The 21,681-nt window shown below is 54.1% G+C and carries 21 protein-coding genes and 1 tRNA gene; 8 read left to right on the top strand and 14 right to left on the bottom strand.

The genetic code is table 11. The annotated features are described in order from the left end of the window. Positions 1-25: 25 nt before the first annotated feature. From THS5294_RS05660 to THS5294_RS05650, 3 genes are all read right to left on the bottom strand, one after another. Positions 26-1,621, bottom strand: coding sequence for a TRAP transporter large permease (locus THS5294_RS05660; protein WP_038005560.1), 1,596 nt, complete (start codon positions 1,619-1,621; stop codon positions 26-28). 4 nt (positions 1,622-1,625) lie between these two features. After that, positions 1,626-2,438 (bottom strand): TRAP transporter small permease subunit, encoded by an 813-nt coding sequence (locus tag THS5294_RS05655; protein ID WP_058122960.1) that lies wholly within the window; start codon positions 2,436-2,438, stop codon positions 1,626-1,628. 107 nt (positions 2,439-2,545) lie between these two features. Beyond that, the gene (locus THS5294_RS05650; RefSeq protein WP_038005562.1) at positions 2,546-3,559 is read right to left on the bottom strand and encodes a TRAP transporter substrate-binding protein; all 1,014 of its coding nucleotides are present in this window, start codon (positions 3,557-3,559) and stop codon (positions 2,546-2,548) included. 165 nt (positions 3,560-3,724) lie between these two features. Here THS5294_RS05650 and THS5294_RS05645 point away from each other — a divergent pair, with 165 nt between their 5' ends. Further along, positions 3,725-4,426 carry a GntR family transcriptional regulator gene (locus THS5294_RS05645; protein ID WP_058123041.1) on the top strand — a complete coding sequence of 234 codons (702 nt, stop codon included), beginning with the start codon at positions 3,725-3,727 and terminating at the stop codon, positions 4,424-4,426. Between the two features lie 37 nt (positions 4,427-4,463). Continuing rightward, complete coding sequence (locus THS5294_RS05640) at positions 4,464-5,309, top strand: fumarylacetoacetate hydrolase family protein (protein WP_058122959.1); 846 nt, start codon at positions 4,464-4,466, stop codon at positions 5,307-5,309. A gap of 70 nt (positions 5,310-5,379) precedes the next feature. Here THS5294_RS05640 and THS5294_RS05635 read toward each other — a convergent pair whose 3' ends face one another. The 4 genes from THS5294_RS05635 to THS5294_RS05620 all read right to left on the bottom strand — a co-directional run bounded on the left by THS5294_RS05635 (position 5,380) and on the right by THS5294_RS05620 (position 8,296). Next, positions 5,380-6,138, bottom strand: coding sequence for an SDR family NAD(P)-dependent oxidoreductase (locus tag THS5294_RS05635; protein WP_058122958.1), 759 nt, complete (start codon positions 6,136-6,138; stop codon positions 5,380-5,382). Between the two features lie 33 nt (positions 6,139-6,171). Next, positions 6,172-7,218 (bottom strand): transketolase family protein, encoded by a 1,047-nt coding sequence (locus tag THS5294_RS05630; protein WP_082644951.1) that lies wholly within the window; start codon positions 7,216-7,218, stop codon positions 6,172-6,174. Beyond that, positions 7,215-8,066, bottom strand: a complete 852-nt coding sequence (locus THS5294_RS05625; protein WP_058122957.1) for a transketolase — start codon at positions 8,064-8,066, stop codon at positions 7,215-7,217. The genes THS5294_RS05630 and THS5294_RS05625 overlap by 4 nt, the downstream gene beginning before the upstream one ends. A 153-nt stretch (positions 8,067-8,219) precedes the next feature. Further along, positions 8,220-8,296, bottom strand: a tRNA-Arg gene (locus tag THS5294_RS05620). 764 nt (positions 8,297-9,060) lie between these two features. Between THS5294_RS05620 and THS5294_RS05615 the strand changes: the two genes are divergently transcribed. Together THS5294_RS05615 and THS5294_RS05610 are read left to right on the top strand one after the other, a co-directional pair. Beyond that, the gene (locus THS5294_RS05615) at positions 9,061-9,354 is read left to right on the top strand and encodes a hypothetical protein (RefSeq protein WP_058122956.1); all 294 of its coding nucleotides are present in this window, start codon (positions 9,061-9,063) and stop codon (positions 9,352-9,354) included. A gap of 338 nt (positions 9,355-9,692) precedes the next feature. Next, positions 9,693-10,070 carry a hypothetical protein gene (locus tag THS5294_RS05610; RefSeq protein ID WP_058122955.1) on the top strand — a complete coding sequence of 126 codons (378 nt, stop codon included), beginning with the start codon at positions 9,693-9,695 and terminating at the stop codon, positions 10,068-10,070. 17 nt (positions 10,071-10,087) lie between these two features. Here the strand turns inward: THS5294_RS05610 and THS5294_RS05605 are convergent, their stop codons facing one another. From THS5294_RS05605 to THS5294_RS05595, 3 genes are all read right to left on the bottom strand, one after another. Further along, positions 10,088-10,774 carry a hypothetical protein gene (locus THS5294_RS05605; protein ID WP_058122954.1) on the bottom strand — a complete coding sequence of 229 codons (687 nt, stop codon included), beginning with the start codon at positions 10,772-10,774 and terminating at the stop codon, positions 10,088-10,090. Positions 10,775-11,043: 269 nt separating this feature from the next. Further along, on the bottom strand, positions 11,044-11,577 hold the full coding sequence (locus THS5294_RS05600; protein ID WP_058122953.1) for a hypothetical protein: 534 nt from the start codon (positions 11,575-11,577) through the stop codon (positions 11,044-11,046). Beyond that, positions 11,570-12,493, bottom strand: a complete 924-nt coding sequence (locus THS5294_RS05595) for a helix-turn-helix transcriptional regulator (protein WP_058122952.1) — start codon at positions 12,491-12,493, stop codon at positions 11,570-11,572. Before THS5294_RS05595 ends, THS5294_RS05600 begins: the two co-directional genes overlap by 8 nt. A 96-nt stretch (positions 12,494-12,589) precedes the next feature. Here THS5294_RS05595 and THS5294_RS05590 point away from each other — a divergent pair, with 96 nt between their 5' ends. Then, positions 12,590-13,066, top strand: coding sequence for a hypothetical protein (locus THS5294_RS05590; RefSeq protein ID WP_058122951.1), 477 nt, complete (start codon positions 12,590-12,592; stop codon positions 13,064-13,066). 151 nt (positions 13,067-13,217) lie between these two features. Next, positions 13,218-13,880 (top strand): recombinase family protein, encoded by a 663-nt coding sequence (locus THS5294_RS05585; RefSeq protein WP_058122950.1) that lies wholly within the window; start codon positions 13,218-13,220, stop codon positions 13,878-13,880. Between the two features lie 15 nt (positions 13,881-13,895). Here THS5294_RS05585 and THS5294_RS05580 read toward each other — a convergent pair whose 3' ends face one another. Further along, positions 13,896-15,164, bottom strand: coding sequence for a tyrosine-type recombinase/integrase (locus THS5294_RS05580; protein ID WP_058122949.1), 1,269 nt, complete (start codon positions 15,162-15,164; stop codon positions 13,896-13,898). A 348-nt stretch (positions 15,165-15,512) separates the two neighbouring features. Between THS5294_RS05580 and THS5294_RS05575 the strand changes: the two genes are divergently transcribed. Further along, a complete protein-coding gene (locus tag THS5294_RS05575; RefSeq protein ID WP_038005570.1) occupies positions 15,513-16,550 on the top strand; it encodes a LacI family DNA-binding transcriptional regulator in 1,038 nt (345 codons plus the stop codon). 19 nt (positions 16,551-16,569) lie between these two features. Here the strand turns inward: THS5294_RS05575 and THS5294_RS05570 are convergent, their stop codons facing one another. The 3 genes from THS5294_RS05570 to THS5294_RS05560 all read right to left on the bottom strand — a co-directional run bounded on the left by THS5294_RS05570 (position 16,570) and on the right by THS5294_RS05560 (position 20,486). Next, entirely contained in the window at positions 16,570-17,985 is a 1,416-nt protein-coding gene (locus THS5294_RS05570; protein ID WP_038005571.1) for an L-serine ammonia-lyase, read from the bottom strand. Positions 17,986-18,051: 66 nt separating this feature from the next. Continuing rightward, positions 18,052-19,662: an LpxL/LpxP family acyltransferase gene (locus THS5294_RS05565; RefSeq protein WP_058122948.1), complete on the bottom strand. Its 1,611-nt coding sequence runs from the start codon at positions 19,660-19,662 to the stop codon at positions 18,052-18,054. Continuing rightward, on the bottom strand, positions 19,659-20,486 hold the full coding sequence (locus THS5294_RS05560; RefSeq protein ID WP_233486411.1) for a glycosyltransferase family 4 protein: 828 nt from the start codon (positions 20,484-20,486) through the stop codon (positions 19,659-19,661). The genes THS5294_RS05565 and THS5294_RS05560 overlap by 4 nt, the downstream gene beginning before the upstream one ends. Before the next feature lie 331 nt (positions 20,487-20,817). Here THS5294_RS05560 and THS5294_RS05555 point away from each other — a divergent pair, with 331 nt between their 5' ends. Beyond that, entirely contained in the window at positions 20,818-21,678 is an 861-nt protein-coding gene (locus THS5294_RS05555) for an alpha-1,2-fucosyltransferase (protein WP_058122947.1), read from the top strand. Positions 21,679-21,681: the final 3 nt, after the last annotated feature.

The following is a 21,681-nucleotide window of genomic DNA, read 5'->3' as shown; positions in this document are numbered from 1 at the left end:
GGTGAAGGTGCCCCCAAGGGTTGGTTTACAAGAACACCGTCACGATAGGCGGATAGGCCAGCAGCACCGCCAGAGCCAAAAGCTGTAGGGCGATGAACGGCAGGAAGCCTTTGAAGATGTCCGTGAGCGAGATGTGTGCAGGTGCGACCGATTTCAGGTAGAACGCTGCCGGGCCAAAGGGCGGTGACAGAAAGCTGACCTGCATGTTCATACAGAACACCACACCGAACCAAATTGGGATCAAGCGTGGATCGATCGATGCAAAGAACCCGATCTCTTCGGCGGGGAGCCGGATAACTATGGGCAGGAACACCGGCATGATCAGCAGAACAATACCGATCCAGTCCATGAACATCCCCATGATCAAGAAGATCAACATCATCACCAAGATCACGCCCATCGTTGGGAGGTCATAGCCAACGATCAGGTTGGCCACATAGGTCGGCCCACCGACCAGCGTGTAGGCCGCAGCCAATGCCGAGGCACCGATGGTCACCCAGATGATTGTCCCCGTTGACCGCAATGTGCGGACCAGAGCATCCCAGACGATTTCAAAGTTCATCTCACGGCGCAGCAGACCGATGACGAACACAGCGATCACACCCATGCCAGCGGCTTCTGTGATCCCGGTGATCCCGCCATAGATCGAGCCCATGACCACGCCGATCACGATGATCGGAGCGACAAGGCCTTTGCCCATTTCCCAACCTGCGTCCGTGCGCTTTTTGCCGACGATAACATAGGCAATGATGGCAAAGACCACCAAGGCGCCCGCAAGGTAGGGTAGGTCTGCAACCATGCCCAACGGGATCGGATCGGTGTTTTCGACGACTGCGTTGTCACCTGTGACTGTGAAGAACAAGGCGCGTCCTGTCAGGACGCCCGCAATCCACATGCCGGTTTTGGCAAGGAAGCCAAGAAACATCAGACGCTTTTCATTGCCCTCAGGCTCACCAGGGACCGGTTCTGGCAGCGGGGCCAGTGACGGGTTCAGGTTGGTGCGCACGATAATGTAGGTGATGAAGAACGTCGCCAGCATAAAGCCCGGCAGGAAGGACGCAGTAAACAGCGCCTTGATCGATGTCTCAGTGACCAGCCCGTAAAAGATCAACACGATTGAGGGTGGGATCATTGTGCCAAGCGAGCCGGACGCACAGATCGTTCCAATCGCGAGGTTTTGATTATACCCGAGCCGCAGCATCTGTGGCAGCGCGATGAGGCCCAATAGGACCACCTCACCACCGATGATACCGGACATAGCAGCCATGATGACGGCCATGATCGACGTCACGATTGCGATACCACCACGGGTGCGGGACAGCCAAACGTTTAGCGACGAATACATATCCTTGGCGATGCCCGATCTTTCGAGAAGGGCTGCCATGAATATGAACAACGGTATCGAGATGAGGACGTAGTTCGTCATCTGTCGATAGACCGCCTGACCCAGAACAGACAGCGGCCCTTGACCAAAGGTTCTGAACAAAATGTCCACGTCAAACTTTAGCAAAAGCGTGACAACCGCCAGAAAGGCCGAGGCAAAGCCAAGCGGCATGCCAATGGCCAGTAGCGCGAACATGCCCAGCAGGATGATGAGGCTGAGTGTGCCTATATCGACCATGTTATTATACCTCACCCAGTGTTTTTTTGATCTTTTCGATTTCTTCTGCGTCGATATCGTCGGCTGGGGTGTGCTCACCCGGTTCTTTGTTCCAGTCGGCAATCAGGTTCGAAACGGCCTGAATGGTGACGGCTAGAATAATGATCAGAATCGCAGGTTTCAGCGTGCCGGGCAGGGGTGGATCCCATGCGGTACCAAAGGTTTCCATCCGCAGCATCCGACGCATCGCATCGTTGTAGCCACCATAGATCATTGCGAATGTGAACAAGCAGATCAGCGATGTCGAAATGAGGTCACAGATTTTTTGCAGCCAGCGCGGAAACATATCGTAGATGATGTAGATGCGGATGTGGCAGCGTTGCTGCATCGCGTATTGTCCAGCCAGCAGGAAGACAAACCCAGCGATCCACAGCGAAAGTTCATTTGCCCAAAGGGTCGGTCGGCTAAACACGTAACGCGAGACGACCTCGTAGAACATCACCACAACGATGAAGGCGGTGGCGATCATCGCGATGCGCGAGCATACAAGCGAGATGATGTCGAACAGTCCATCGGGTGGCGTTTCAATCGAGACGGCCCAGTCTGACAGGTAGACTGCCGATACCAGTAGCGACCAAGCCACCATGAGCAGCATGACCAAGACCAACGGTTTTCCGGCTGGTCGGATCATTTCGTGCATACCGTAGGCGTCTTCGCCAAAGAGAATACGGTTCACAGCCAGCCATGCAAATAGCGCAAGTGTGATCGCGATGCTGGCAATCATGACTTGCCTGCACGGTTTTCGGTACGACCCAAGCCACAGGCTTTCCTGTGCCATAACGTGTACTCCCCTCACATTTTTATAGAGTTTTTTAGGAGCGGCGGGCCCAGAAACGGGCCCGCCTCACCTCGGATACCCGAGGTGCTCTCAATGAGCCGTCTGGCTTAGTTGATCAGGCCGAGCTGCTTGAGGTAGGCCTTGTGGCTTTCGACCAGCGCACGTGTTTCTGGGTTCTTGTCGGCCCAGCCTTCCCATGCGGTTTGTGCCGCTTGACGGAAGGTCGCACGATCCTCAGAGGACCAGTCATAGAGCGTTACGCCCTGTGCTTGCAGTTCTGCTGCCGCTTCGGAGTTCGCCTTTTCGTTGAACAGCGCGATTTGGAAGCTGAGCTTCTGCCATGCGGTGTCGATGATGCGCTGCTGCTGCTCGGTCAGGCTGTTCCAGACGTCGAGGTTACACGCAAGGTGATCCGACGGCATGGAGTGGAAGCCGGGGTATGTTGCGTGCTTCACGATGTCATAGATGCCGAGGCCAACGTTGTTGGCAAGACCGGATGCGTCTGCACCGTCGATGATACCGGTTTCAAGCGCGGTAAAGATCTCGGTGAAGTCCATAACGATTGGGGATGCGCCCAGCTCGTCAAAGATTTCTGTTTCGAGGCCGGGGGGCGAACGGAACTTCCAGCCCTTCAGGTCTTCGAAGCCAGCAATCGGCTTGGAGGACGACAGGGATTCCTGGCCGTAGATCGACCAGCCGATGAGCTGCATGTTTTGCTCATTGTACAGAGCTTGAGCAGCATCGTAGCCGTCACCGTAGTAGAGCCAGCTGTACTGCTGCCATGGTGTGTCGTAGCCACCCATGATGTCGCCAACGAATTGGAACGCAGGGTTTTTACCGGTCTGGTAGCCACCGCCAGTTGCGTCGCAATCGAGGATGCCGTTGATCGCTGCGTCGAAGGTTTCGACCGTTGCAACAACGGAGGACGAGTAGAACATCTCGATGGTGATGTCGCCGCCGGACATTGTTTGTACGTCGTCGATCCAGCGCTGCAGGAACTGACCTGTGGGGTGCTCTGTGGCGTAGTGCGTTTGGATGCGCAGGGTAACTGGGTCCGCGCTTGCAGTTGTTGCAAGCATGGCAGCCGCAGCTGTCCCCATAAGAATGGACTTGAAGTTCATTGTGATTCCTCCCGTTACGGCTCATTGGCCGCTTGATTTACTCTGGAATAACCAGAGCTATTCCATAAGATGGTATACCATCTTGACGTGACGCTAGCGAAAGCCATGTCGACATTCAACAAATTTTGGTATACCAAAACTGAAAATTCGCACAGGGCCCGTTTTTTGAGCAAATCCAACGATAATTTATCCTTACCTCAGGCCGAGGTAACGCTTCCCGAACAGATCGCGACGGAGCTGCGGCGCGACATTCTAAACGGCAAATTTGCGCCGGGCGCGACCCTCAAAGAGCGAGACAATGCGCTTGAGACGGGCGTCAGCCGCACCCCCATGCGGGAGGCGATTCGTATCCTCGCCAATGAAGGACTGGTGCAGTTGCGGCCTGCGCGTAGTCCGATCGTTGCGCAGCCTACGTTCAAGCAAATCAGCGATAATATCGTCGTTTTGACGACGCTCGAATTGCTGTCTGCCGACCTCGCCTGCCAGACGGCCACAGATGAGCAGATTCAAGACATCGAAGACGCCCAGAACAAGTTCGCGGCAGAAGCCGATTTGGTCGAGCGGGTCGAAGCGTTTGAGTTGGACATGCAGGTGCACCTCGCGATCACGCGGGCGTCAAATAACGACGTTTTGATCGATGCGCACCGATCGATGTTAGAGCGGATGTGGCGGGCCCGGTTCCTATCGGCGCGGCGTGCCGACAGCCGTGCCAACGTGATGAAGCAACACGGCCAGATCATCGACGACCTAAAGCGGCGTGATGCTGATGCGGTGCGCAAAAGCCTGTCTGCCCATCTAGAGCTGCTCGCGGTCAATGTCCGTGGCTATTTCGAAGCTGAAAAAACGGATCAGAACGCTCCTTCGTAACATTTTCATACCTCAAGACCAAAAAAGGACACACCATATGAAACTCTTACGCTTTGGCCCCAAGGGCCAAGAAAAACCCGGCGTTTTGGACGCTGACGGCAACGTCCGTGATGTGTCTGCGCATGTGACCGATTTCGCGGGTGCATCGGTCTCGCTTGAGGCGCTTGAGGCGCTGCGGGCTGTTGATCTGAGCAGCTTGCCTATCGTGTCTGAGCCAGGGCGCATTGGGTCCTGCTTGGCCTCCGTGCCGAACTTCTTTTGCGTTGGCCTGAACTACGCCAAACACGCCGAAGAAACCGGTGCCGAGCCCCCCAAAGAACCGATCCTGTTCTCCAAGGCCTCATCGGCATTGTCCGGCCCCTTTGATCCGGTGATCATTCCACGCGGCTCTGTCAAAGGCGATTGGGAGGTCGAGCTGGGTGTCGTGATCGGGCGCACCGCGCTTTACGTGTCCGAGGATGACGCGCTGGACTATGTGGCAGGCTATTGCACCATCAACGATGTGTCCGAGCGTGAGTTTCAGATCGAAAAGGGCGGCCAGTGGATCAAGGGTAAATCCGCGCCGACGTTTGGTCCCACCGGCCCATACCTTGTGACCGCTGATGAGGTTGCAGACCCCCAAACCCTACGCGTGCAACTGTCGTTGAATGGCGAAACAGTGCAGGATTCGAGCACGGACGACATGATCTTTACGGTGCGCGAAATCGTATCCTACATGAGCCAATTCATGGAGCTTCAGCCCGGCGATATCATCGCGACAGGTACGCCATCCGGCGTGGGCATGGGTATGAAGCCCCAACGTTTCCTCAAGCCCGGCGATGTGATGGAGGTCGAGGTTGAAGGACTGGGCCGCCAGCGTCAGGTTGCGCAAGCCGCTGACTAAGGCGTTGTCTTTTGGCACGTACCATCGAAACACACGGCCTGAAATGGCCGTGTGTTTTGCGTTTTGCGGCCTAGTGGATCAGGGAGCCGCCGTTTACGTCCACCTCGGACCCAGTGACATAGGCCGATAGGTCGGACGCAAGAAACAGGGCGCATCCGGCCACATCCGCGGCGGTACCTGCCCGGCCCATCGGGATACCATCCAACACGGATTGCCGCATTTCGGGGGTGAGTTTGCCAGCGGTGATATCAGTGTCGATAAATCCCGGACAAATCGCATTCGCGCGGATGCCTGCGGGGGCCAGTTCGCGCGCCATAGCTTTGGTCAGCCCCAGAATACCGGCTTTTGCCGCTGAATAATGCGGCCCGCCAAAGATCCCGCCACCCCGCTGCGCCGAGACTGAGGACATGTTCACGATGCTGCCCCGCGCGTGTTCACGCATGTGCGGGATCAGCGCTTGTGACATATAAAGCGTTCCGCGCAGGTTTACGTCCAACACGGCGTCGTAGTTTTCGGGCGCGATCTCCATCAGCTTGAGCGGCTGTGTGATGCCTGCGTTGTTCACAAGCACATCAATCTGGCCGAGCGTGCCGATCAGCTCTTTGATCACAGACAGGCAGGCGGTTCGGTCGGTCACATCGCAAGCGCACCCGATATGGCCTGTGCCGGGCAGGTCGGCGGCGGCTGCTTGGGCTTGGCTTGCATCCAAATCAAGGATCACCACCCGCGCGCCGTGCTCGGCAAACAGGGTTGCCGTCGCTTTGCCCAAGCCGCGGGGACTGGCCGCGCCGGTGATGATTGCGGTTTTGTTGGCAAGCAGTTGGGTCATCTGGTGTCCTTTGGTCGTGGCTTCAAATTCGGTTCACTGAGAAAGCCAGTCTTTGACAGAAGCGCAGACCGCATCCACGGTCAGGCCATATTGCTGGTGCAATGTGGGCAAGGCGCCCGCATCAAGGAATTCATCCGGCAGGCCTATTTGACGGAACGGCACATGTACGCCCGCGCGCATCAAGGTGGCGGCAACGGCTTCGCCCAAACCGCCGGTCACAGAGTGGTTTTCAGCCGTAACGACCAACCGCCCGCCCTTGCGCGCCTCGCGGGTGATGGTTTCGGCGTCCAGCGGCTTGATCGTGGGTGAGTGCAGAACGGCGCACGATATCCCATCGCGGGCTAGCGCTTTGGCTGCATCCAGAACCCGCATCGTCATAAATCCCGACGCGATGAACAAAACGTCCGCGCCATCGTGGATCATCTGCGCCTTGCCGAGCTTGAATTGGTAGTCATATTCGCCCAGCACATTTGGCACCTGCCCGCGCAGCAGCCGCATGTAGACCGGCCCCGGGTGATCGGCGATGGCGTGGGTGGCCTGCATTGTGTCAATCGCATCGCAGGGGTCCAGCACCGTCAGATTGGGCATGCCGCGCATGATCGCCAAGTCTTCGGTGGCCTGATGGCTGGGGCCATAGCCGGTGGTCAGTCCCGGAAGCGCACAGCAGATTTTGACAGGCAGGTTTTCCTCGGCAATTGCCATGCAGATAAAGTCATATGCCCGGCGTGCCGCGAACACGGCATAGGTGGTGGCAAAGGGGGTAAACCCCTCCCGCGCGAGGCCTGCGGCAGCGGATACCATCACCTGCTCGGCCATGCCCATCTGATAAAACCGGTCCGGGTGCGCATGCGCAAAGACATGCAGGTCCGTATATTTTGACAGATCCGCAGACAGGCCCACAATGTCGTCCCGCGTTTGGGCGAGTTCGGCCAATGCGTGGCCAAAGGGGGCTGCAATCGTCTCACGCCCCTCTGCGTCGAGTGAGGCGATCATCGCAGATGTTGCCAGCCGTGTATCGGGTGCTTTGCGCGGTGCGTATTTGGATTTGCGCCGGGAGTGGGGTGGGATCAGCTCGCTCATGTCGGTTTCCCCTCATCCAAAATCTGGAGCGCTTTGGACCATTCCTCGGGCTCGACCCGCACAAAATGAGCCATCTCGCGGGCTTCAAGAAAGGGCACACCTTTACACATCTGGGTGCGGCAGATGATGAGGCGCGGCTTTGGGTCGGTTAGCGCGCGCGCTTTATCAAACGCGGCGGTGAGCGCATCTAGGTCATTGCCGTCCACCTCTTGGGCATGCCACCCGAACGCCTCCCATTGGGGGGCTTGTGGGCCAGAAGCCAAGGCGTCGGTGGTTTTGCCATCGGCCTGCTGGTCGTTGAAATCTACAATGCAGATCAGATTGTCGAGCCGCCATTGCACGGCTGACATGACCGCTTCCCAAGTTGAGCCTTCGCCCAGTTCACCGTCGGACATCATATTGTAGATGAACGCTGGATTATCTTTGCGCTTGAGCCCCATTGCGGCACCCACCGCGATACCCAATCCATGCCCGAGGGAGCCGCCGGTGATCTCCATCCCCGGGGTGTAAGCGGCCATGCCGGACATCGGCATGCGGCTGTCGTCCATGCCATACGTGCCGATTTCGTCCTCGGGCAAAATCCCGGCCTCCATCAGGGCTGCGTAAAGCGCAATCGCGTAGTGGCCGATGGACAGGTAGAACCGATCGCGCCCTTCCCATTCAGGATCTTGGGGTCGGTAGTTCAGGGCGTGAAAGTAGCTGACCGCCAATACATCCGCAGCCCCCAAGGCCTGCCCTATATAGCCTTGACCCTGCACCTCGCCCATCAAAAGGGCATTGCGGCGGATTGCCCAAGCGCGCTGCGCAAGGCTGACATTCGGGAGGTTCGATTGGGGCGTTTCGGTCATGAGGTGGACATTCCGGTTGCCTAAATTCTACGCGGAGGGAACCATCACTCTGCGCATTTGGCAATCAAAATTTGGTATACCATTTGTGATTTAGTGCAGGTTTGCCGCGCTCCTGTTGTTGAGCGGCGGTAGGGGGCAAGCGAAACACCAAGCTGGCGACCCCGGCAGGATTCGAACCTGCAACCTGCCCCTTAGGAGGGGGCTGCTCTATCCAGTTGAGCCACGGAGCCTATATTTTATAACTATTTAACAAATGGTTACACACTCGTCAACGGCTTCGGGTGAGCCTCGCCAAAAGCTCGCCAAAAGCCCTCCTTGATAAGTAATAAAAATCGTTCAGCTTGGGAAGCTGTAACTAGGTTGAGGAGGGCGGTTTCGAGCACAGCACATATTGGCTAAGCGCGCTGGGCAGGCATAGACGCTCGGCACAAAAAATTTTCAATTTTTGGGGTGCAAGCCAGCGTTCAAAGTGACTTTTATTTTGCTAAATTTCGATAATTTTATTATTATAAAACATGAATTTAGCATCAATTGTCTTAACCGAACATACGGCCAGTTTAAGTGAAAAACAGCGTTGGCAAGCATGTCAAGCAGTCGCACGTGATTATCCAGCCATTGGATACCTTCACACTCATCAAAAGCGATCTTTGGGCGGTAAACTTGCCCCACACACGCATTTGTTCATCATGCTACCTGATGAGCGCACAGAGCTCTGGAAGGCGGGAGTAAAGGCAGACCTAGCAAGGCGCTTTGCACCCAGGATCATAGGGCTTTCAGACCCAGACAGATGGGTGCTGAGCCCCAATAATCTTGTGCCGTTGCTTCGGTATGTAATCGGTCAGGACCGTTGGTTCACGCCTAGCCCCATCTATTGGACGCACAGCCGCTTCAAAGAAGAGCAACGCGAGCTCGACGGTCTGCTCGCTCAAGCTCTCAAATCCCGTGCAGCTTAGGCACGGGATCATTCTTAGCTATGCCCGAAGAAAGGAAGTAAATGACAAGAAGAACACTAACTGAAACCGAACTCAAGTTCGCCCGTATCTGTTTGGAACGTATTGAAACTCGCTACCTCAATCACAAACAGCAACGCCTAGTCTGCTCTCTAAGCTCATATATTGAGTGGGATAGTAAGCTAAGCGACAAGCAACTCAGCATGCTTCGCGGCCTCAAACACACCAGCGACCACGCAAAGCGACGCGATGCAATCGCGCGTGGTAAGCTCTCGCCGGACGTTAATGAGCGCACCACTGCAAAGCTCAACACTGTATACAATCCGATTAGCCGGTGAACACATTATGTGATATTATAAGTTATTGAATTTAAGTTATTTTTAAGGAAAAAATTTTTGGATCATACCTCACGAAACGCCTACGTAAACACCGACAAAACTAAAATACTGAACTTCGTTCAACACCTGCAACCAACTCGTGAAGAGCAACCTTACCTGGCCTGCATTCTTAGAAAATCCAGCTACAGCAACCGCGATTTAAAGATGTTGTTCGAGCTAGTGGTCCGTAGAGCCTCAGAAACACCCCTACGGAGCGATGCCATCGCAGCGCTGGGCCTTCCTTCACTACCCGCGCGCACCCCTTCAGCGGTCAGCAGCGCGCCTTCAGGGGCAATTGATTGAAAAACGTTATCATAATCAAGACGAGCCAGAATTTACGTACCTTTCGCCGCGACTTCAAAGCGCTGGCAGACACCGTGAGGGCAGCTGATGGAAAGTACGTGATGTATGAGGTCACCCCATCGGCTACATTGCCCTCGATTATCAGCAAGGCAGACTTTGACCGCGTGGTAAGCGCCGAGATGCATGGTGAACCTAGCGCTTTCTCAAAGCGTATCGCGGGTGGTCGCTTTACCCAGGACCGGTTAGACCGTGCCTATGGTGCTCTAGCTCGAAAAGCCTTAAAGAATAGCATAGCGGAACATGGACGCTCCAAAATATTGAGCAGGCGAGAATACCTTGACTATTACAATCTCAACATCTTTAGGAGGCACTAAGTATTTCAGTTCTATGCTCAGTTGCATTCAGCATCAAATTTACGAATTGATCGTTGGATGTCTATGTCGGTACCACTAAGAATATCTCGTGATAAGGAGCCTCTAGCTTCTCTGCAATTCCAATATTTCTCTTCCTTTTCTTGTTTCAAAAAATGCTCCTTATCTCTTTCTTTGATATATAAAATTAAAGCAGTATTGATTGTGAAGAGGGTAAGACAAACAACCCACGTCCATGTATGGTCGTTTTCTAAAATGGATTTGTGTTCATTCCAGATTGCATCGAAATGGAAAACAAAAAGCAATAGAGCAAAAAATAAAACTATGTAATAGATTATTGCTGCATTTGGACCAAGGATAAGCCCAAAGGACAGAAGAAGCACAACATATACAAGCCAAGCAGCGAGCTTCGAAACGGTTGTTTTCTTTGACTGGTAGTTATCGCTTTCTAGAGCATCATTTTCTGACCCCACTGGGGCGTAATTGGATGTTTCAAAGTATTGTAAAAAAGCATGATTTTTGGAAAAATATTCATCTTCGTCAATGTGCCATTGGTTAGCGATCTTTTCTGCCGATTTGAAAAAGTGATCTCGACACCGCTTGTTGATTGCCCGTTGAAAAGCTTTAAGGTTTCTATAGTCTATATCACAGTCTTTATGTAGTAAAAGGTGTTGAGATTGAAATAGATCTCGAAGTGATTTCTTCATTGGGATTATTCCTTTATTAAGCTGCTAATAACCCCGAACATTTCGGGCTATAAAATCAAACTTAAGGAAATTTAGAAAGATGCCCCACGTTTCTCCGTGGTATCTTTAGCTCTATCGAGGCCTCAGTTTCCAAAAATAATGGAACGCACGCATTGCGGATAGGTTCTAACCGTATCTGAAACTTCGTTATTGCCGTCAGGGCATCTTTTTATTGCCATTCAATTGAACGTTTGCGGTTTGATCTGAGAGTTGCATTTTCTTGAATAGACCTACAGGATCGCTCTGAATTTGGGGTTCTTAACAACATCAAGAATTGTCAAACTAAGCGCTTGATTGAATGCTGTCGCCGTGTTGTTGCAGGCAGCCACAGCGGAGAAGCTTGTGCTATATTTTGTTGCACGCTGAACGTCTAAACTTCCTTTTGGCGTCGATACAGTCATTCCGATTGTCCATATGCCGGAGAAAGTGTCGGGCTCAAGCTTTGTCACTATAATGCTTATTGGGGTTCCCTTCGCTTTAAATACGTCGGCGGCTAGCAGCTCCGTTAGGAAAGCCTGTTGGACTACTGTTGCCGCATCATTACCTCCACCGATGTCGATTGGCCCTGCCAATCGACAAGTTGGTCGTTCCGGGACATTTTCGGCAAGTCTTACAGAGGCAACGTTTGCTTTCCTTCCGCTTGCCGCGATGCTTTGAAGTGCGATAGTATTCTGCGGGTTGGCTTGGTATTGCTGAGATATGTAGCTGTCGCAGCCAGAGACCAACACCGCACAGGTCAAAGCTACTCCTGTAAATTTACGCATCTATCTCCACCTCTCCAGCCCAATCCGGGTGTTGCATTTCATGAAGGAGCTCCAGCTCACCTCTACACTTAACTATCAAAAGAAGACTACCATCTGGCAAGCGCTTTTTTCGTTCAGAAGGATGGAACTGCACGCTCTGCGCGCGATCGGCCACCCGTGGCGAAAACACAAATCGCCACGTCTTAAGCTCGTCACCGTGATAAATGCCAAAACTTTCCGCCGCCCAAGCTTTAAGGTTGAACCCACGTGCATCGAACATTTCGCTTGTCAGCTCTACACTCTCAATCAGCTCCAACCGAAACGTCTTGATAACGCGGCCTTGGCGGGCCACCAAATACCCAAATCGAGAGTAGATAAGGCCAAGCGGTTCCACTGTTCTGGGCACTGGTTTGCGCTTTTGAGGCGACCGGTAGAGCAGTGTAAGGCGTTCAAACCCCTGAATAGCGCGTTCTAAAGTGACAAGTATGTCAGGGGCAATTTCTGCTTTAGGTCCAACCCGTCCAAGATAGGCCACCCGCTCAATCAATGTTTCCTGGTCCATGTTAGCACTTACGCCCGCTGAGCTTTGCGCTGCTAGTAGCTTGGACAGTGCCAACCGCTCAGAGCCACCAGGGAGCGCTTCTAGCAAGCTTTCGAGCGAAGCGCGGTCAATGCCACTCAGGCCCAGCATTGCAGCTGGTAGCGCGTTTTTGAGCCGGTACCGCTTCATGAGGTGGTGGTCGCTGTCCAGAACCCCTTTTTTTTCGTCCAGCCCCCAGTTTTTTAGCTCTTCTAGTAGGCGCATCACAGTGCGCCTGCTGCACTCCATTTCGACCATCAGCTCTGAAATTGTTCGACCGACCGTGCTTGCCTGCAGGTAGGTTATCAGCTTCAGAAGCTGAGCCGCTTGTGCGTTACCGTCGCCGCGTTCAGACATTTCAATACCTTATTACATGCCGCTTGAGGGCACATAAGAACGATAGATTGAACTTACTGAAACAAACAACTGCACATCAGCAAGAGGAACGTAAAAATGCAGAATTTTTTGAACGAAACCGCTAACTTGGGTACGACTGGAAAATTGGTCAAGGCGACGAAGCGCACTTACCGGGGTCAGACGATTGCAGATATGCGCCATGATATTGTTACCCGCGCACAGCAGACCATTGAAGCGCTTGATGGCTATAAGGGAGGCGTTCTTCGCGCGCCAATGGCTCGCAGTATCCGAAATGGTCTGTGCGTTAAGCTTGGATACGGCAAGCGCAACGTTGGGTTCTTTGAAGGTGAAGGAAGTGACCGTGTCGCTGTCATTTCTGACCGCAACTTTGCACGCAATGAAGCATACGCAGCAGCAGTTTATCTGGAAAAGGTTGTTGAAGCAGTCAGTGCTGGTGAGTTTGATGAATTACTTGGTCATACGCTCAACAAGCTGAAAGCCCGTTTCGTCAAAGAGGATGAAAAAACAGACGATAAGCCTGATGCGAACGTTCACCACTTTGCGGCTGAGTGAGTGCACGAGGTGTGGGGGCGGCAAGTCCCCCAAACCCAACCTGCATATCGTGAAATAGCAAGCCTAGTAGAGCCTTAAATAACTATCAACCAACCTTGCATTCTTACATAGCGTTCTTACATAGCTCTCAACAAACAAGATGAGGGTGAAAATGCAGCGTTTCGTGGTCTACACGCGGGTGAGCACAAAGAAGCAGGGGGACAGTGGCTTAGGCCTCGACGCCCAGGAACGCGACATTCAGCTTTTCCTGGAAAACTACAGCGAAGTTCCTTGGGAAGTGGTGGCTCGGTTTCAGGACGTGGAAAGCGGTTCTCGTTCGGACCGGCCTGAACTTAAAAAAGCTATTACCCTGGCAAAAAGCAGTAACGTAACGCTGCTTGTTGCCAAGCTGGACCGTCTAAGTCGGTCTGTGGCGTTCATTGCTCAATTGCTTGAAGACAAGAAGTTGAATTTTCGCGTTGCTTCGATGCCCTACGCAGACAAGTTTCAACTGCATATCTACGCGGCTTTGGCGGAGCAGGAACGTGACTTCATTTCAAAGCGTACGAAAGCTGCTCTTCAGGAAGCAAAGGCCCGAGGTGTAAAGCTTGGCGGTTACCGCGAAGGTCACAAAGCTCACCACGACGCTATTCGTCAGAATGCAGACAGGGTGGCGGAGCGTGTTGCCTCAACCATTCTCAGCAGGCGTGCTGTAGGCACGACTTTTCAAGCTATCGCTGACGAACTAAATGCGCTGGGCGTTGAAACGGCCCGTGGTGGCAGGTGGCATGGCACTACCGTTCGTAACTATGCACAGCGTTTGGAAGCAGCGTGAAGACCGCTAAGCATTCTACCCATTGACTGGTTTCTCATTCACGCGTTCAATCACTTTGCTGAGCGAGGGAGCGTATTCCTTCGCGGTCGCGTGATGGTACCATCGAGCAATAACTTCCGGGCTACTCCCGCCGTTAACGGCAAGTTCGTGCAATCGCACATCAGAATGGATTAGGCGTTGCTCAAAATACAAATGACGCAGGCTGTAAATCGTGCGCCTTCGGTGTGGTGGTGAAGGTTCAAATTCCATTCCTGCCCACTTGATGAAATGGTTCCATTGAGTTTTGAAAGACGCAACGGGACGACCAACATACGCAGATGCCAGCTGTGTGCTGCGAGGATGTCCAAATATAAAGCCGAAGTCCTTCTTGAGATGCGAGCCCTCTAACTGCTCAAAGTACTGCCATAGTTCAGCCAAGCCTATTACAGGACGAACAACCAAGTCGCCGTCCTTGCGTTTAGCAGTGTGAACTTTTAGCAGAACATAGGTTGAACCGCCCTCGCTGATGAGCTCCAAATCTTCCCAGCGCAAAGACGCCATCTCTTTTCCAGGGCGAATACCGGCGAAGTAAATCACCAAGCAATACAGGCGGAACAGACGCCGATAGTCACGGACGTGCGGGCCGTCAAATTCGTGCGGGGCGTCTACCCAATCGTCTAGCTTGCTTCGGAGAACGTCCGCTTCTTCTGTTGAAAAGCTGGGCCGACGTGCAAAAGCGCTTACGTTTTCAATGGTCGGGATGGACAGGATATAGTCCTGACGTAGGGCAAACTTGAACACAGCCCGTAACACCGCGTTGTCGCGGTTAATAGTCGCCGGTTGCACCTGAACGCCAGGCCGGGCACCGTTGTTCTGACGCTGTTCCTGGAAGCGTTCAACGTCCATAGGTCGAATTTTGTGGAGCTGCATCTCTCCAAAGAACGGGTTCAACGCACTCTCAACTATCGATCTATGATACTTGTAAGCGTTTTCGCTGCACCTTTTAACTTTTGCCTGACCTTGTTTCCATTCGAGATACTCAGAGGCGACACGTGCAAATTGGGTCGGTCTAAGTGGCAGGCCTTGCTGACTACGACCTTCGGCCTCTCGAAAGCGGTCAATTGCAATGCGCTCAGCTTCCGCTTCGTATCGTGAGCGTGTTGAAAAGTCCAAATGTCCAGCACTTGACGGGACGGAAATTCTGGCACGCCAGAAGGGGCTTTCCTTTCCTTTGAACCTTCGTTTGTAGAGCAGGATTTGCCCGCTGAAGACACGCTTCTCAACTGTTCGTTCGCTATTTGCCACTCTGCCCCTCTTTCACTGGCAGTTCATCTTACTATCGGAACATACCGTAAAAAGAAGCTCGCCAAAAGCTCGCCAATAAAATTTGTAAGTCATTGAAAAATATAAGCTCGTAAGATCATGAAAAGGTGGCATTTTTTCATCTAAGTCTTTGTAGTTACGTATCTGAATGCCCCTTAGGAGGGGGCTGCTCTATCCAGTTGAGCCACGGGGCCTGCGGTGGGATCATTACCGCTCATGGATCGGCCTCGCCAGTTTATTTTTGTGGCTACGCTCTCAAAGCCGGCTTTCGCTTGATCAGCCTAGGCTTATAGCGCTAACAAAATAGGGCAGAGAACAAGGAATACCTCATTGGCAGGACGCAACGGCGACGAGCGGCGCGGGCAATTAACACTTCGGGATGTCTCGGAAGCATCGGGCGTATCAGAAATGACCGTCAGCCGGGTGCTGCGCAATCAGGGTGATGTCTCTGCGAAGACGCGCGAAAAGGTTCTCGAAGCGGCGCGTATGCTGGGTTACGTGCCCAACAAAATTGCGGGGGCTTTAGCGTCAAATCGGGTGAACTTGGTTGCGGTCATTATTCCGTCGATGAGCAACATGGTCTTCCCTGAGGTCTTGGCCGGGATCAACGAACAGCTCGAAGGTACGGACCTACAGCCTGTTGTCGGTGCCACATACTACGATCCAGAAAAAGAAGAAAAAGTTCTGTACGAAATGCTGTCATGGCGCCCGTCGGGCGTTGTGATCGCGGGGTTGGAGCATTCTGAGGCGTCACGCGCGATGCTCGCCAACGCGGGCTGTCCTGTGGTTGAGGTCATGGATGTGGACGGGGAGCCGGTGGATGTGGCGGTGGGAATTTCTCATTGGCGCGCGGGCTATGAAATGGGTCAAGAAATCCTGAGCCGTGGATATCGACGGATTGGCTTCATGACGACGACCTCCGAAGGCGATCACCGTGCACGCAAGCGGATGGAGGGGCTGGAGCGCGCCTTGGGCGAGGCCGGTGTGACCCTGGCAGATCAAATTTTCTATTCGGGCAACTCTGGCTTTGCCAAAGGCCGTGAGATGACAAATGAGATGCTCACTCGGACCAAAGACCTCGACTTTCTCTATTACTCCAATGACCTGACGGGGGCCGGTGGGCTGCTGTATTGCCTTGAGCAGGGATTGGATGTTGGTGGCGATTTGGGGATGGCAGGGTTCAACGGCTTTACCCTGCTTGAGGGATTGCCGCGCGTATTGGCGACCACTGAAAGCTGTCGTCGTGAAACCGGGATTGAGGCGGCGCGGATCATCGCTGGCCAGCATGTGTTTGAGCCCGGCGCGGACCGCCGGATTGAGCTAAAACCCACGATCCGTGCGGGCGATACGATGCGGCCGAAGCTCTAGGTCTTGGAGGCCTAAAAACTCAGCATTGCGGAAGGTTTACGGCCAATCCGCCAAGGCTGGTTTCCTTATACTTCATGTTCATATCCAGCCCGGTCTGGCGCATGGCCTCAATGCAGTTGTCCAGCGGCATAAAGTGCGTACCGTCACCCCGTAGGGCGAGCGACGCGGCGGACACAGCCTTGATCGCGCCAAGGCCGTTGCGCTCGATGCAAGGCACCTGCACAAGCCCGCCAGCTGGATCACAGGTCATACCCATGTGGTGTTCCAGCGCGATTTCGGCTGCATTCTCAATCTGTTCATTCGTGCCGCCTAGGGCGGCACATAGCCCGGCCGCTGCCATCGCCGATGCGCTCCCGACTTCGCCCTGACAGCCGACTTCAGCCCCCGAGATGGAGGCATTGTGCTTAATCAGCCCACCGATCGCGGAGGCAGTCAGAAGGAAAGTCCGCAGCCCTTCCTCGGTCGCGCCAATGCAATGATCGCGGTAGTAGCGCAGCACCGCCGGGACGACACCAGCCGCCCCATTGGTGGGTGAGGTCACGACGCGGCCCCCTGCGGCGTTTTCCTCATTCACGGCCATTGCGTAGACCGAGAGCCAGTCATTCACGACATGAGGTTGTGCGAGGTTCTGCCCCGATTCTTGTCGCAGCTGTTCATGGATCGCCTTCGCGCGGCGCTTGACCGATAGGCCGCCGGGCAGGATGCCGTCCATCCGCAGCCCGCGTTCGATGCAGCCGTCCATGGCCCCCCAGATTTCACTCATCCGACGGTCAAGTGTTTGCGCATCCATGTGGCTGACTTCGTTGGCCCATTTCATCTGTGCAATCGTCTTGCCGCTTTTCGCCCCCATCGCGAGCATCTCTTCGGCAGAGCCAAAGGGGAAAGGGTAGCCCGCTTCCTCTTTCTCTGCGTGAAATTCATCTGCACCACCATGTTTACTGGCTGCAAGCTCGGCCTCGGTCATCACAAAACCGCCACCGATCGAGTAATACGTTTCCTGCATATAGAGCAGGCCAGAGGCGTCAAACGCCTTGAGGATCAGACCGTTGGCGTGTCCTTCAAGGGCGGGGCCGTAGTCGAATACAAGGTCAGCATCGGGATCAAAGGCAAGGGTTGGCAACCCTTCGGGAGAGAGCGTTTTTTGCGTGCGTAACTCGGCTTCAAGTGCCTCAGCGGCATCGGGGTCGAGCGTGTGAGGCAAAAAGCCCATCAAACCCAGGATCACCGCGCGGTCGGTTGCGTGGCCCTTGCCCGTAAACGCCAGCGAGCCATGCAGCGATGCCGCAACTGAGGCCAGTTCGCCGGCTCCGGGTTCCTTTTCGCGGCCACCGCGTAAATCGTCCAAGAACCGCGCCGCCGCAGTCATAGGGCCCATCGTGTGGGAGGACGACGGCCCAACGCCGATTTTGAAGATATCGAAAATACTTAGAAACATGGCGCTTCCTCCCGTGCAAAGACTACGGTGCGCGCCCAGACAAACGGCTTCCCTGAGCGACGTTTTTCACGCTTCGTGCGACGGGGTGGGATCATTCCATTGGCCAATTTTCCAGCGATTGTGCAGCCAATGCCATTGTCCGGGTGCGGCTCGGACCTGTTCCCCGAGCCTGTCATTAAAGGTCTGCATCATTTCGCGCGCATGGGTGTGCGGAATAGGCTCCTCAGCGACAATCTCAAATCCATCGCGGGTGCGCTTGGAAAAAATAGGAACCAGGGGTAAATCATAACGCAGAGCCATTTGTGCTGCTGACAAAGAGGTCACTGCGGGATGCCCCATAAATGTTAACGTTGTGCCGTCTTGGATGTATTGATCCATCAAAAGGGCAATAAATCCACCCGATCTGATGTGCTTGATCATGTTGCGATTGCCCACAGAGCCACGTGCAATAATGGGCGCCCCGCCTGCCTTAATCCCGCGGCGAAAGAGAGGCTCGTAATGGGGGTTATTGTTGGGTCGATAAAGGGCGCCAGTTTCGAGGCCCTGCGCTTTGAGGGCGTGTCGGATGGCCTCCCATTGGCCGAAATGGCCAGAGACGATGATGGCGCCTTTGCCTTTTGCCTGTGCTTGGCGCAGGGCTTCTAGGCCAGGGCCGTTGATCGGTATAGCCTCAGCCTGCGCCGCAAATTCTTGATTAAACAAGATTTCCGTGAGCGTCCGGCCTGTATTGCGCGCGACCTGTCCCAAGATTTGGCGGCGTTGAATTGGATCCATGTCTGGAAACACACGATGCAGGTTGTCTGCAGCGCGCCTCCTCAAACTGGGCACAAGGTGAATGGCAGCATTGGTCAAGTGCCCTGCAAGAGCCGCGCGTAGCGGCAGCGGCAGCACCTTGGCTGCACCTAGAAAGCCGCGAATTAATGTAGCCTGTAGGCGGTAGTTGGCGGCCTTCAAAGCGGGAGTGCGGCGGGGTTTGACTGTAAGCCTATGTGCCGCTGACGTGTATCGGGCAATTGCGAAGGACTTTAGCCAGTTTTTTCTTATCTTGAGACTGCCGACGTTATTGCGTCCACTGGACACTCCAGAAGGATTGGCCGAGCAAATGGGCTGCCCCGTGGTGCGAGTCAGTTGTAGTAGTGAGCCGATCGGACGGTCGACCACCTTGGAAGCGGCCAACAAACGCAACGCGGCGGTCCTTGATAGCATCGTGGCCGTTAGGCGTAGCAAGGTAACTGGTGGCCGCACGAGCTGTATTCCTTTGTCTTGTAGGATAACCTCGGTGCTACCCATAGTTTCGCGCGTCTGGAATTGAATAACGCCCAGTTCGTCAATATGCGTCTTTGCCAGCTCAAACGCAGGCTCAAAAGTTGAAGGGTTAACAACCGCATCGTCCTCAAAAACGATTGCCGCGTCTAACTCTTCATCCACGATTTTTTGCCAGACTGCGCGATGGCTTTTGTAGCAGGCGATTTCACCCTTCGATAGTTTGAACGGATAGTGCGGCCGCACATGACTTGTCCGCGTAACATTTGAATATAGCGTACCGTGGTCCAGTGCTGCGCCATCTATTGCTGGAAACACTTCAGCAGGTATCGGCAAAGCGGCAATCAAGTCCGCCACGATAGGTTTTCGAGCCGTCGCGCGTTCTAGGTGAATAATGAAGGCCTTGATGTTCATGCGCTCGCAGCCTCGGCCCACAATTCTTGGTACACAGTGTCGATACCGCTGATCTCTTCTTGCGCGCTGTGGCGGGTGCGAGCGGTGTTTAGGGCGTGGTCAGACATGCGCGCAAGTTCTGTTGGGTTGTTCAGAAGCGATTGGATCGCCTGCGCCGCCAGATCGTCTTCGCCAATCGGCACGACGATACCTGCTTGTCCCGCATCGCTGAATGTCTTGAAATATCCCGTATCTGATCCCACGAAGGGGACTCCGCTGGCCATCGCCTCTAGAGGGGTCATGCCATAGCCTTCGTAGCGAGGTAGGGCTACCAGAAGGCTAAGCGCAGGCAGCATCTTTTGAAGCGTTTCAGGAGGTATTTCCCCGGTAAAGATGATCTGATCTGATAGGCCGACTGCCGCAATTTTTGCCTTTAGATTATCGGCAAATACGGTGTCTTTCGGGGCAATTTTGCCGATAATTAAGGCCACTGTGTCCGGAGCGTTTGGCAGTACCTTTAGTAGCGCTTCGACAAAGACATCGGTACCTTTCTCAGGACGAACCCGTCCGACAGATGCGATCCCTCGCGTCCCACCGAACCCCAATTCTTGCCACGCCGTTAAGCGATTTGCGGCGGGCTTAAACAGGTTTGTGTCTACTCCGTGCGGCACCACAGCGCTTACATTCGGGACATAGGATGCAGCGGCACTGGTTGTCGCGATAACAGCATCCATACGGGAAATAAGCCATCTCGGGTATGCGGAATGCCGCCGCTGCGCAGCTGAAGTAAACACGATCTTGATTGGCAGGCGCAGCACATCCCGCGCCCAAATGGCTACGCGCATTTCAGGGTTGCGTCGCACGTGCCAAATAACTGGCTGTTGGGCGGTACGGCACAGTTTGCGTGCTTCTCTAATGGTCGTCGGTGTCGGACAACCGGGGAGTGGGGATCCAACAAGTCGAAGGTTGTATCTCTGCATTTGGCCGCGAACGACGGTCGCCGCGGTAGCGGACACCCCAGTGAAGTTCGGGTTGAAATTGGTCACAATAAGCGCAGGAGCAGACATAGGTGAGCTATGCCCCATCCCTTCCTGTTTTACCAGCCTGAGGCGGCTTGGCGCGTCGGCGCTAGGAATGCTGGAGAACCGCAAAGTGTGAAAAGGAAGAAGGGTTGCGATGATAACTGTTCGGCTGCTGGGAGGTCTTGGAAATCAGTTATTTCAGTACGCCACAGGGCGTGCTCTTTCTTTGCGTTTAGGCGTGCCACTTGCCATCGATGATCGTGAAGCAAAGCGCGCTGAACATACTTGGTTGCAGCCTGCGTTACATCACTTTGACACCCATGCACTCGGCGGCGCACCTTTGCCACCTGATCGCGCGAAGCGTTTGCGATATGCCGCATGGCGCGCATTCGGTCGATCACCTCAATTTTTGAGAGAGACCGATTTGGGTGTTAATGCCGCGATTATGAACGCAGCCGACAATGTATACCTGCACGGCTACTTTCAAAGCGAACTCTATTTTCACGATTTCAAAGAGCAAATTCGATATGATCTAAAGGTTATGACACCGCCGAGCGCGGAGAATGCGGATTGGCTTCTGCGTCTGCGCGAAACGTCCGGTGCGACTGCTGTGCATTTGCGTAGAGGTGATTATGTGGCAAATGCCAAGGCCGCAGCCACCCATGGCAGTGTCGGGCCTGACTACTATGCAAGCGGCATTGCGGAGCTGGAAGCGCGTTTGGGTAGAGAGCTTGAGCTTTTCGTGTTTTCCAACGATCCAGATTGGTGTCGTGAAGCGCTCTCGCTGCCTCGCCCATTTACCGTGATTGGGCACAATTCAGCAGATGATCACTATGAAGATCTTCGCCTTATGGCGGCCTGCCAGCATCAGATCATTGCCAATTCCACGTTCTCGTGGTGGGGAGCCTGGCTAGGTGCATCACCAACTCAGACAGTCATCGCACCCGCGCAATGGTTTGGTGCGGGTGCGCGCCAAAATCCCGATATCTTGCCGGAACATTGGCTTGCTATTTGATCG

The sequence above is a fragment of the Thalassobacter stenotrophicus genome (assembly GCF_001458315.1).
GTDB classification, from domain to species: domain Bacteria; phylum Pseudomonadota; class Alphaproteobacteria; order Rhodobacterales; family Rhodobacteraceae; genus Thalassobacter; species Thalassobacter stenotrophicus.
The sequence above is the reverse complement of the archived record's forward strand: the minus strand, read 5'-3'. Positions and strand labels throughout refer to the sequence as shown.